This is a genomic window from Pseudarthrobacter sp. J1763, from assembly GCF_050490295.1.
GTDB lineage: Bacteria > Actinomycetota > Actinomycetes > Actinomycetales > Micrococcaceae > JBNPEO01.
In genome coordinates this window covers 1-11,668 of sequence record NZ_JBNPEN010000015.1, presented here as the reverse complement: position 1 = coordinate 11,668, position 11,668 = coordinate 1, and the positions used below count along the sequence as shown (strand labels likewise).

Here is an 11,668-nt window from a genome sequence, read left to right as displayed (position 1 = left end):
GCGCTCCTGTTCTCGCTATGGGGCCGTACCAATAGCCGGGGACGCGGCAGGTTCGGCGGCGGCGTAAAGGGTGTTGAGTTGGCGGTAGAGGGTTCGGGCGATGTAGCGCTTGAGGGATCTTCGGATTTCGCGGTAGCTGCGGCCTTCGTGAGTGCGTCTAGCGACATACTCCCGTGTTCCGGGGTCATGCGTCATGCGGGTCATCGTGATGGTGTGCAGGGCCCGGTTGAGGCGCCTGTCACCGCCCCGGTTGAGCCGGTGCCGGACAGTATTACCGCTTGAAGCTGGCAAGGGATTCACCCCTGCCAACGAAGCAAAGGCAGCTTCGCTGCGAACCCTTCCTGGATGAGACCAGGCTGTCAGGACAGTCGCGACCGTGACAGCCCCGGCGCCGACCATTTCCAGAAGCGGTGCAGCTGGGCCTTGCTGGATCAGCTCCGTCATTCGCTTCTGGTTCGCAGCCAGCTGCAAAGTTGCTTCGAGGACGCGGCGCGCCAACCGAACCGCTTCCTCGCGGGCGATTGATACTTCTAGCTTCTCCTGTCGGTCCCGCCATCTGGCGATCGTCGCGATCTGAGCGGGAACCAATGGTTTACGGGCGTCGATTCCTAGATCATGGGCCCGGAGCAAAGCAAGGAGTGCGTTCGCATTCAATGTTCGGTCCCGGGTCAGCTGATCCCGCGCCGCGCTCAAGATCCTCAGTCCAGCACGGGTTCCTTCATCCCGTCGCGGCGCCCGGAGCTCGGACTCCTCCACGCTCAAGACGGCCGTTCCGATGGCAGCCGCATCCAACGCGTCGGACTTGCCCAGCCCCCGGCGGCCGCGGGCGTTCATACGTGGCGCTTCGGCGACATCGTAGCCTGCATCGACTACGGCCCTGGCCAGACGTGCCCCATAAGTGCCGACACCCTCAATTGCCCACAAACACCCCATATCGCCGCCTGTCCGTCGACCTGCCCAGGCAAGGGCGCGGGCAATCCCTGCCGGGGTGGTCGGGAACTGCTCGCTCGCGACTTGTCGCTTGGTGCTGGCCTCTATGACGGCGAACGTGTGGGTGCGGGCATGGCAGTCCACGCCGATGACGAACGGGCGGGTCTGCGCAACGATAGTCAACGCTGACACCCTCCTTCCTTTGGAACGGACAAAGAACGGCCGCATGACGGCCGGCATTGAACCTGGGAAGAGTCACCTCGAGGCAAAACTGTGATGAGCCACAACCTCCAGAGGCTGGGCAAGCTTCTAATCAAGCCACCGACGTGGGACAGGTCAACGCCGGCCGCTCCACCCAGCGCGGACAAGTCGGGGGAAACGCACCCTCAAGGGGGCAAGTTGTTTTTCGAGTCACGCGCCAGGCAGAACGACCGGCATCAACACTGCCAGCTAGTCCCAGACCAACCACTCCAAGACTCACAGTTGTTTTGGCTGCTGGCGAAGCTTGCGGAGCTGTGGCCGACGGAGGCCTGTCTACCCGTAAGGGCAAGGGGCGGGAAATTCCCGGAGGAAATCAGCGACGAAGGAGCGCCGCAGGGACATTTCCTGCACCGCAGGCCCCGACGAAGGAGGGGCTAGAGGGGCCGGAGCGGACACGTACAATCCGTCAGGACAGCAGCCAAAAAGCGTCGCAGACAACACAGGGCCAGGGGGTCCGGAGCTCTGCGACGGCGCGCCCTGGAGCAAACAGCCGGCCGCGCCAGCGGACGCCCACACGGGTGCGAGCCCTGCGAGCATGCACCATCACCTACCGGTATGGCATGCTCGAAGACCGTAAGCAGCAGGATGTTTACACCCCAGGGCAGAGGGCCCATTCCCACCGGTTCCGGCCCTCTGCTGTGCCTGGACGGTCATTGGAGTGTTGAAACGAAGGGAAGCCGATGGGTCTGTGGAGCTGGTTCGCCCGTCGGCGCAAGCCGGCAACGGCTGCCGGTCGTCGCGCCTTCGCAGCGGCCATTGAGCCGAAAGACCAGGAGCCGTGGACTCCTGAACAGCTGGCAGATCTGAAAGCGGCGTGGGCCGAACTCGCCGAGGCGGCGAAAGAGTCAGCTGCCACCGGTTTTCATGCCTGCTCACGGGGCGGGAAACCCTGGCAGGAAGACCCGGCAGCCGTTCGGAGTATGGCGGCATTACTCCGCCGCATCGACGCGGAGGAGGCGAATACGGAAGGTCCTACGGCCAAGTAAGAGCCACCACGGACGTTCGTCCTGGTTTCTCCTTTAGGCTGGGCCCATGGCCGAGTCCCTTCCGCCGGCACTGCACCCACCGGTCGCGGTTGCACTGGCGAAACTCGTCAAGACCTTCCCCGGCCCCAACGCACTGCCTGGCGGCCTATGGGCGGAACCCAAATGGGACGGTTTCCGCACTACCGCCTTCAATGACGGCGGCACGGTGACGCTCTGGTCCAGACAGGGCAAGGAACTTACCCGAATCCTGCCGGACGCAGCTGCCGCTCTCGCAGAGCAGTTGCCTGCCGGGGTAGTCCTGGACGGCGAAGCCGTCATTTGGAACCGGGACCGGCTGGATTTTGATGCGCTGCAGCAGCGCATGGTCACCTCCAGGGCCGCGCTTCCCGCCCTGGCCAACGAGCTGCCCGCTTCGTTCGTGGCCTTCGATGTGCTGGCCGTTGCAGGGCAGGACACCCGGGGTGTGCCGTTCACCGGGCGCCGGCAGCTGCTCGAGGAGCTCGCCCGGGACTGGGCCCCACCACTGCACCTCTCCCCCATCACCAGGGACATGGACTTGGCGAAGACCTGGCTGCGGGATCTTCCCGCGACAGGAATCGAAGGCCTCGTGTTCAAAGGCTCCCAGCCCTACGAGGCCGCCAGGATCTGGTTAAAGCTCAAGCACAAGGATATTTGGGACGTGGTGTGCGCGGCCGTGATCGGGTCCATGGCCCAACCACAGGCCATCATCGCCGGCCTGCCCATGGGCGGCGAACTGAAGATTGTCGGCCGCTCGACCATCCTGTCCACGAAGGCCGGGCGTGAACTGGGCCGCCACCTCCACCCGGCCGGGCCCGGGCATCCGTGGCCCGAAGAGATCAGCGAGTCCTCCCTGAACAGATTCAGCAAGGACAAAGGCCCCGTGCGGCTGACACTGGTCGAACCAGTCGTGGTCGAGGTATCAGCCGACGTCGCCTGGTCCCGCACGTCCTTTCGGCACCCCATCACTTGGAAGCGCGTCAGGCCGGAGCTGGACCCCGGAGAGGTCAAGGTTCCCCCTGAACTGAACAACAGGCACCGCTGACGACGGTGCAGCGGCGCGTTATACCCAGTGTGGACAGCTTTGAGATTCATCCTCCGGTCTCCACCTGCCCACAATGGGCATAACCCGCTCCGGCACTTAGCGCTGCCGCCGCCTTTGTCGTACCCCTCCCCCACAATGAAACCTGCGGCTCAGTAGCCGCTTTTTCTTGGCGTGTCTATTCGAATATATGTTCTAAGGTTGTGATATGGGACCGGAACAAGCTGCCGCGCTGCAGGCGCAGTACGCGCGTCGTACCTGCCCGATCGGACTGACCGTGGAAGAGCTCGATTTCGAGCACTTCCCGGTCAAAAACGGGTACCCCGGGATCCCGGTCAAAGCTTGGATCCGGTTCCCGAACTGCGCCGAACTGGTGGACGGGGAAGTATTCGCATGGACAAGGAAAGCGGCCGAAGTGACGTGGAAGGACGGGCCGGTGACGTACCGGACGTGGGTGTGGAGTTCGGCGGTCACCCGCCGGGAAGAAATGATGAACAGGAATTTGGGAGAGCGGACCAACCGTGACAGCAACAGTAAGTGAAACAACCCTCGACGCCCCCGTAGACGTGCGGTTCACCGCGGCCGGCACTCCTCTGGCCGTCCGGTACGACGGGCGCGTATGGGCGGTCGCGGCGGAGCCACTGCACTGGTTCACCAGGGACTCCTGGTGGGAGACCCAGCGGACGGTTCCTGTGGGTGTTGGGAATGTCGTTGATATCGAGCATTGGCGTCTCCAGGTCCGCCTCGGGGCCTCTACCTCGGCGCTACGAACCTTTGAGCTGCGCCGGGATCCGTTGTCGGAACAGTGGTTGCTGGAAGCTATCACGGACAACTGAATTCCCAGGGAGCGCCGTCGTTTCTGCATAAAGGGGGTTCGGCTACTAAGAAATGCATGTGCAAGAACCCCATGGACAGGCCCGAAAGCTTGCTGGCACGACACATCCGCATCGGCTCAGAAGCGCTGATTCAAGGAGTCTGCCAAGCCATCAGCTACCAATTGGGTACAACTGTGCATTTTTGGTGGTTCTGGTCGGGCACATGAAGCCTGTCTGAGCTACTGGGGCGGTTCAAATTCCTTTCCGCCCCCGGAGTCTTGCCCCCGCTGCTAATGCTTCAGGACTGGATGACCTCCCCGGATAGACTCGGGAAGGCCGATTTTCGTGGGAGAGACAAAGGACTAGAGACATGGGCAACCCTAAGGGGCGGCTGGAGCTGACGTGGATGGGCAAGGACATGGCCTTGATTCCGTCCACGGAAGGCAGCTACGACTACCAATGGGTTTCCCCCCGCGATCCTCGCGCAACGGAAGTGAAACTTATCGAGACAGTCCGGACTGTCGGTGAAGAGTCGAGTTCTAACCTGCTAATTACCGGCGATTCAGGCGATGCTCTGCGCGCCCTCGGTACAAATCCCGAGTGGGGTGACCAGTACCTTGGCAAGGTCAAACTGGTCTACATCGATCCGCCTTTTAATACTGAACAGTCATTTGAGCACTATGCCGACCAACTGGAGCACTCCGTTTGGCTCACGATGATGCGGGATCGACTGCGCTACATCATCCCTCTCCTAAGTGACGACGGTTCAGTCTGGGTCCACCTGGATGATGCCGAGGTTCACCGAATGCGTTCCTTGATGGACGAACTGCTAGGAGCAGGCAACTTCATTGCCGAAGTCATTTGGGAAAAAGCGGATTCCCCCAACAACAGCGCGCAGTTTCTGAGCACTGACCACGACACCATACTTGTCTATGCAAAAGACAAAAGATTGTGGAGACCAAATAAGCTCCCTCGCACAGCGGCCGTCGACGCAATATACAAAAACCCCGATAAGGATCCTCGCGGACGTTGGTACGCGGGAGACCCTTTCGCTAACAAGCCCTACTCCCTGGGTCTATACAAAGTAGAAGGTCCCACCGGGCGCTTCTTCGCTCCCCCGCCAGGGCGCTACTGGCGGATCAGTGAATCCAAGTTCCGTGAACTTGATAGCGACGGGCGAATCTGGTGGGGCCCAGCCGGAGATGCAAGACCGAGCATCAAACGTTTCCTGGACGACGTATCAGGCATGGTTCCCAGAACACTCTGGAAACATTCCGAAGTCGGCAGCAACCGATCATCTAAGAATGAAATGCGTGCGCTGTTCCCAGGCGTATCTTCCTTCTCTACCCCCAAGCCCGAACGCCTCCTGGAGCGGGTCCTGCACATAGGTTCCAAGCCAGGAGACCTAGTACTCGACTGCTTTGCCGGCTCGGGCACGACTGCCGCAGCAGCTCACAAGATGAACCGCCGCTGGGTATCCGTTGAATTGCAAGAATCCACAGTTACGGACTTCATAATCCCTCGCCTCACCAAGGTTGTGGAGGGCCGGGATCCCGGGGGGATCACATCGGCTAAGACACGTGTCCCAGCAAACGAGCTTGCAGACGGTATTTCTGCCGATGAAGCGCAGGCGTTCACTTCTGTAATCGGAAAACTGTCCAAAACCATTCAGGGATTGGACGAAACGACGATGAAAGCCCTTCGTGCGGCCACGAGAACGAAGGAAACCACCACTGTCCGATGGGAGGGCGGTGGAGGCTTCACCGTTGCACGTGTGGGGCCGTCCATGTACGAAGTCGACGACGAAGACGGAACAATTTACCTCTCCGAGATGGCAGTAGGTGAGACCTTCGCGCGCGCCGTCTGTGGCCAGCTTGGTTTCCGACAAGACGCCACTGAGCCCGTTTTCTGCGGCCGTAAAGGACGCATGCGACTGGCTGTCGTTGATGGGATGGCAGATGAGCGGGTGGTCCGGGCCGTTGTGTCTTCACTGGGGGAAGATGAAAGGGCGGTTGTGGTAGCAAAGGGCATTCAGGATGGCGCAGCAGCGCTTCTACGTGAGTTGTCCCCAGGATCTAAAATCCGCAAGGCTCCCGACGACATCTTTATGAAGGGGACAGTGAAGTGAACCCTTCCATCACCGTCAACAGGGAACTTCTGGACGACATCTCCTCTCGGTTCGATCTGCGATTGCCCAACCGCACCGGCCTGGCGGCGACAGTCAAACATCTTGCCCACGCCGACGGAGAGTACGTCGAGCTCGTCAACGACCTAGCCACGGGCGTGGGCAAAACATTTCTAATGGCTGCCTTGGTGGAGTATCTTGCAGCACAGGGTGTTCGCAACGTCCTGGTGGTAACTCCGGGATCAACCATCCAGAAGAAGACACTTGCAAACTTTGACCGTGCGTCCCCGAAGTTTGTTGCCGGCGCAGACTACGCGCCACTCGTTATCACCCCGGACAATTTCCGCACGTCCACCATGGGGGCAGCACTCCACGACAAGGACCAGCTGAAGCTCTTTGTCTTCAACGTCCAGCAGCTCATTCGCCCGAAAGCCACCAACTCTCGCCGGGTCTACGAGGTCGACGAAAACCTTGGTGATGCCCTATACGATCATCTCCAAAGCCAAGAAGATCTTGTCGTCATCACTGATGAGCACCACGTTTACCATGACAAAGCGGTGTCCTTTTCTGCCGCAATCCGCAGCCTCTCGCCCCGCGCTTTAGTTGGCCTGACGGCAACGCCGGCAAAGGCCGACGAAGACAAGGTGATATTCCAGTACACCCTGGCCGAGGCTATTGCTGACGGCCTGGTGAAGGTTCCCGTTCTCGTCTATCGCCAAGACGGCATGAAGGACGAACGCACTAGGTTGGCCGACGCATGTCACCTACTGCGGCGCAAAGATGGCGCCTACAGGCTATACAGGGATGAATTTCCCGGCGCGGCAGTTGTGAAGCCGGCTCTCTTTGTTGTGTGCCAGGACATTGACCATGCAGGTGAGGTCGGCCAATTGCTGGCAGGTCCCGAATTTATCGGGGACCCCGCAGCCGTACTGGAAATAACTTCCCAGTCCTCCGACGAAGCCTTGGCAGCATTGGATGCAGTTGAGGATCCGGGTTCTCCCATCAGGGCGATCGTTTCAGTGAACATGCTGCGCGAAGGCTGGGACGTGAAAAACATTGCCGTTATCGCGGCCTTGCGGAAACTCGATTCCGAAATGCTGACCGAACAGGTTCTTGGTCGCGGACTGCGCCTACCTTTCGGCAAGCGCACCGGAGTCGCTGAAATTGATCAAGTCGACCTTGTAGCCCACGACTCCTACCAAAAGCTGCTGGCCAAGAAGGATGTACTCAACGCCAGGCTGCAACCTAAGCCACGCGAGGAGCTCGAAAAGACCCTGCCGTTCGATTGGTCGAAGCCGCCCGAGGAACAGCCTGCTGCCGTCCCGGAGGACCTGCCAGATTATGAGTCAGCCGGACAGTCCGCGTTGTTTCCGCTGTCCCCCGGGGCCGGACTACCCAGTCAAAGTTCTCCGCCTGCAAATGATCCCTTAGCTACCCCTGGCAGTGGACTGCAATCCAGTGAATTGGATAGAAAACTAGCGACGCCTGGTCCCGAGAAAAGGGGCAGGGTGGCAGGCGCACCGACACTCTACTTCCCCCTGGAAAGATCACGACTGGTTCAGTCGAGGTTTACGCTTTCATCCGTTGCAGACGAGGACGCAAGATCCCTCGGTCAGAGGTACTCACGTGAACTTCCGCTATTCATGCGTCGTGTTGCCTTGGAAGCGGAGCGCCGCGGCGAAAACGTCGGCGTCATCGCGACTCCCCAGGAACACGTGGAAGCCGTACAAGCCATGGCAGCGCTGGATACCGTTCGGGAAGAACTCATAGCCGCAGTGATGGCTCGGCCAGAGGTCGAGGCCACGCGGGCACAGCGTGGTGCTGCCAAGCGCATTGTCGAGGCTTTTCTGGTCGGGGCCGGTGCGCGTGACGGGGATGAGACCGCTTCCTGGTCTGAAAACCGCAAAAAGATGGCAGTTGAGGGACTGCGGGGTTTGATCCGGGACGCAGTGAGCCGGCGGACCATGGAGCGGCAGCGCACATTGGAAGCGGTGGCACTTCCCCTGGAACCGGTGCTGGTTGATCCTTCAATTCCGGGTGCTTATGACGGCGGGTTCATCCGCCGCGCACAGTACAAAGGATGGCGACGGAACATCATGCCAATTGCCTCCTTCGACGCGAAGTCAACAGAATGGGAAATTGCTCACATAATCGACAACGATCCCGGGGTTGCCTGGTGGTTGCGGGTTGAATCGCAGGGCCCAGTGTGGATTCCGACTGAAGAGGCAGGAAGGTACTTCCCTGATTTCATAGTCATCGACGCCAAAGGGACACGTTGGGTTATCGAAGGAAAATCCGATAAGGAATCCAACGATCCGGCCGTACTCCATAAGAAGCATGCAGCTCAGGAGTGGGCACGTTCCGTCCGAGATGAAGATGACGAACGGTTTGGCCTGTGGCGCTACATGTTCGTCACTGAGACAGATGTCAAGCGGTCATCTGGCTCCTGGAATGGCCTGCTGACGGTAACTAACCCGGAATAGCGCAAGGTCCGACCTAGATTTACAGGAACTAGCGCGAGGACCGTGCTCCCTAGCATTTGTCCCCTGCAATCAAACGCGCCAAGGCTGTGACTTTGGGTCTAGCGCTGGCTCGGCGCGGGGTGTCGAATACATCATTTCTATAGATGGGTCCGTGACAGGGAAGTCGAGGCCGTCAAACTCCGCCTTGAACTCCAGGCCGTCCGTCGTTTCTACTCTTGAAATCTTGGTCAGCGCTCCAATTTTGGTGCCGTCTACCAATCTGAAGTCCTTCCCAAAGTGCTTGGTCCCCAAGCTGCCTGCCTTCAAAGTCGTCCAGCCTCGGATGCCACGACGCTTATCCGTGTGGTCCAACGTCGGGGCGCATAAGGGGCAAGTCTTGTAGGTCTTCATGCCCTCAACCTGGGCGCGGGTAAGCATGGTGGGCATTGCAGGTGCGTTGTCACTGCCGTGCCAGTCACGCACTCTCTCTAGGTGCCTGAGGTAAGGAGCCCAAGCTGCGTCACGGTCCATAAACTGACGCATGCTCGGGCAGTGCGGCAGATGGACCTTGCCGGCCGACGAGAGGATAAAACAATCACCAGAATCGAGCCACCGCTCCACAGTCGCCTTCTCGCTCCGGAGTGTAGCCACGAGTTGCTCGGTGAGCTCCTCATCGCTGAGGTGGCCTAGGCGCCGCAAAAAGTTTTCTTGCTCGTAAAGGGCCCTGGATGCCGCACGTTCCCTCTCTTGAGCCGCGTATGTTGTCCCGTTCATGTCTTTCCTCCCCTGTCGTCTCTGCCGACGAGCTTAGCGGCGAAGGATGATCTTCGTAGCAGGGGCGTGATGCACTTAGGTATTGCTCTAGTCCGCGGCCGATGTTCAAGGCCTCTGCACTGACGCACCCGTGTGTAGGTGCCACGATTCATCTGAGCAGACGGTTCTAGCAGTGTTGAAGCGGTGAGCGCGTGCCTACTCCGATGATCGTGACAGCTTGCTGACTGCCCTCGTGATGGGCGCTATCGACTGGTATCTGGCGGCAACGTCGGGATTAGTGCACTTGTAAATTATGGCCTGCTCCTCTGTAGTGAGGCCGCTGAAATTTCGACGCCCGGTCAAGATGAAGGCAAGGACGTGGCCGATGGAGTAGACCTCGTTGACCAGCGCGTAGTCCTTGTAGTTCTCGAGAGCGGGATCGATGAGTGAACCCTTGATTTCTGTGCCTGTGCGGGTTCGGTCTACTTGTTTGTCCTTGTAGAGGCCGAAGTCGGAGATCTTGAGTGATACCAAACCAGCGTCGTACTCCTTGACCAAGACGTTCGTCAGGCTCAAGTCGCGGTGGAGAATGCCTTGGTCGCTTAGCCTCGATCCACCGATGAGCTTGGGTGACAAGCGGGTGCCGTGACGCAGAAATGCCCCTCTGATCAGGAAGAATAGTGATTGTCTAGACCGCTGTTCGACCGATCCGAGAGGCATCTCGTAGGTGCAATTCAAGCATGCTCCCGCTGCGGTGTCAGCGAAGTTCGATGACCCGAATCTTGTGTCGGCCGCAGGGCTGGTCCCGATGCTCCGCCTGGCCCGCACCGCAGGGCTCGATCAGCTCGCGCAGGTCCGGTTGACGGTCCCGTCGGATAAGGGCGCGAACGCGGGCAGCAAGGTGATGGCGCTGGTGGCGGGGATGCTCGCCGGGGCGGACTCGATCGACGACATGAACGTGCTGCGTCATGGCGGGATGGGCAGGTTGTTCGATCGGACGTATGCGCCGTCGACGCTGGGCTCGTTCCTGCGGGAGTTCCGGTTCGGGCACGTCCGCCAGCTCGACGCCGTCGCCTCCCGGACCCTGGTGAACGTCGCGCAATCCGCGCCACTGCTGCAGGTCCGGGATGGTGAGCGGGTGATGGTGGATCTGGACGACACGATCATCGAAGTCCACGGATACCAGAAGCAGGGCGCGTCGTTCGGGTACTCCGGCGTCCGCGGCCTGAACGCCCTGTTCGCCACGGCGTCGACATCGCAGTCGGCGCCGGTGATCGTGGGGCAGCGGCTGCGGCAGGGGAAGACCGGTTCCCCGAAGGGTGCCGCCAGGATTGTCGGCGACGCTCTCGCGACGCTGCGCCGCTTGAACCCCGGAAGCAGTTCCCGGCCGTTGCTGCGGGCGGACTCCGCGTTCTACGGACACGCCACCATCGGCACGGCGATCAAGGCCGGCGCGGACGTATCGGTCACCGTCCGGATGGACCCCGCGGTGAAGGCGGCGATCGCGACGATCCCCGAGGATGCGTGGGAGATGATCGAGTACACCGACTCGATCCGTGACGAGGCCACCGGGCGACTGATCTCCAAAGCAGAAGTCGCCGAAGTGCCCTTCGTCGCGTTCCGGTCCCGGAAGATCGCCGAACGGATCGAAGGGCGTCTGGTGGTGCGGCGGATCCCGGACCTGAACCCGAAGCAGGTCGAGCAGCCGACACTGTTCGACATCTACCGGCACCACGCGTTCTTCACAACCACCGACAAGACAGTGATGGGCACCGTGGTGGCGGACAAGACCCACCGGGCACACGCGATCATCGAGCAAGTCCACGCCGACCTGAAGAGCGGCCCGCTCGCTCACCTGCCCTCCGGGGTGTTCACCGCGAACAGCGCCTGGCTCGTCCTCGCGGTGATCGCGTTCAACCTCACCCGCGCAGCAGGGATCATCGCCGACCACGCCGGCCGGCTCGCCAGAGCGACGACCGCGACGATCCGCCGCACTCTCATCTCCGTGCCCGCGCGGCTGGCGCGGTCCGCGCGCCGGGTCACACTGCACCTGCCCGAGGCCTGGCCCTGGCAGGCCCCGTTCGAGCAGCTCTTCACCGCGACGCACGCACCACCACCGGCCGCGACCAGCTGACCACCGCCGCGCCCGCGGCACGACCAAGGACCAAGTGGACGACCGGGATGCGACGCCCGGAACACACCCCTGCCCGCGGCGCATCATCTCGCACCGGTCACGCCAGGACGGCCAGCCGAAGGCTCATCGGTGGATCGAGGCT

10 protein-coding genes are annotated in these 11,668 nt (G+C 60.9%); 7 read left to right on the top strand and 3 right to left on the bottom strand.

Going from position 1 to position 11,668, the window contains the following annotated elements:
• Window positions 1-15: 15 nt before the first annotated feature.
• Window positions 16-1,113, bottom strand: a complete 1,098-nt coding sequence (locus ACQQCD_RS12490; RefSeq protein ID WP_364423094.1) for an IS110 family transposase — start codon at window positions 1,111-1,113, stop codon at window positions 16-18.
• Between the two features lie 758 nt (window positions 1,114-1,871).
• Here ACQQCD_RS12490 and ACQQCD_RS12485 point away from each other — a divergent pair.
• The 6 genes from ACQQCD_RS12485 (at window position 1,872) to ACQQCD_RS12460 (ending at window position 8,660) form a co-directional block, all read left to right on the top strand.
• Window positions 1,872-2,177 carry a hypothetical protein gene (locus ACQQCD_RS12485; RefSeq protein ID WP_364275776.1) on the top strand — a complete coding sequence of 102 codons (306 nt, stop codon included), beginning with the start codon at window positions 1,872-1,874 and terminating at the stop codon, window positions 2,175-2,177.
• Between the two features lie 46 nt (window positions 2,178-2,223).
• Entirely contained in the window at window positions 2,224-3,240 is a 1,017-nt protein-coding gene (locus tag ACQQCD_RS12480) for an ATP-dependent DNA ligase (RefSeq protein ID WP_364275774.1), read from the top strand.
• A 205-nt stretch (window positions 3,241-3,445) separates the two neighbouring features.
• Window positions 3,446-3,778, top strand: a complete 333-nt coding sequence (locus ACQQCD_RS12475; RefSeq protein WP_364275772.1) for a hypothetical protein — start codon at window positions 3,446-3,448, stop codon at window positions 3,776-3,778.
• On the top strand, window positions 3,759-4,073 hold the full coding sequence (locus tag ACQQCD_RS12470) for a hypothetical protein (protein ID WP_364275770.1): 315 nt from the start codon (window positions 3,759-3,761) through the stop codon (window positions 4,071-4,073). Before ACQQCD_RS12475 ends, ACQQCD_RS12470 begins: the two co-directional genes overlap by 20 nt.
• Before the next feature lie 349 nt (window positions 4,074-4,422).
• Window positions 4,423-6,180 carry a site-specific DNA-methyltransferase gene (locus ACQQCD_RS12465; protein WP_364423107.1) on the top strand — a complete coding sequence of 586 codons (1,758 nt, stop codon included), beginning with the start codon at window positions 4,423-4,425 and terminating at the stop codon, window positions 6,178-6,180.
• Window positions 6,177-8,660, top strand: a complete 2,484-nt coding sequence (locus ACQQCD_RS12460; protein ID WP_364274751.1) for a DEAD/DEAH box helicase family protein — start codon at window positions 6,177-6,179, stop codon at window positions 8,658-8,660. The genes ACQQCD_RS12465 and ACQQCD_RS12460 overlap by 4 nt, the downstream gene beginning before the upstream one ends.
• Window positions 8,661-8,729: 69 nt before the next feature.
• Here the strand turns inward: ACQQCD_RS12460 and ACQQCD_RS12455 are convergent, their stop codons facing one another.
• Window positions 8,730-9,413, bottom strand: coding sequence for a hypothetical protein (locus ACQQCD_RS12455; protein WP_364274754.1), 684 nt, complete (start codon window positions 9,411-9,413; stop codon window positions 8,730-8,732).
• A 195-nt stretch (window positions 9,414-9,608) separates the two neighbouring features.
• Window positions 9,609-10,028, bottom strand: coding sequence for a protein kinase domain-containing protein (locus ACQQCD_RS12450; protein ID WP_430268700.1), 420 nt, complete (start codon window positions 10,026-10,028; stop codon window positions 9,609-9,611).
• 91 nt (window positions 10,029-10,119) lie between these two features.
• Between ACQQCD_RS12450 and ACQQCD_RS12445 the strand changes: the two genes are divergently transcribed.
• Window positions 10,120-11,526 (top strand): IS1380 family transposase, encoded by a 1,407-nt coding sequence (locus ACQQCD_RS12445; protein WP_364275826.1) that lies wholly within the window; start codon window positions 10,120-10,122, stop codon window positions 11,524-11,526.
• Window positions 11,527-11,668: the final 142 nt, after the last annotated feature.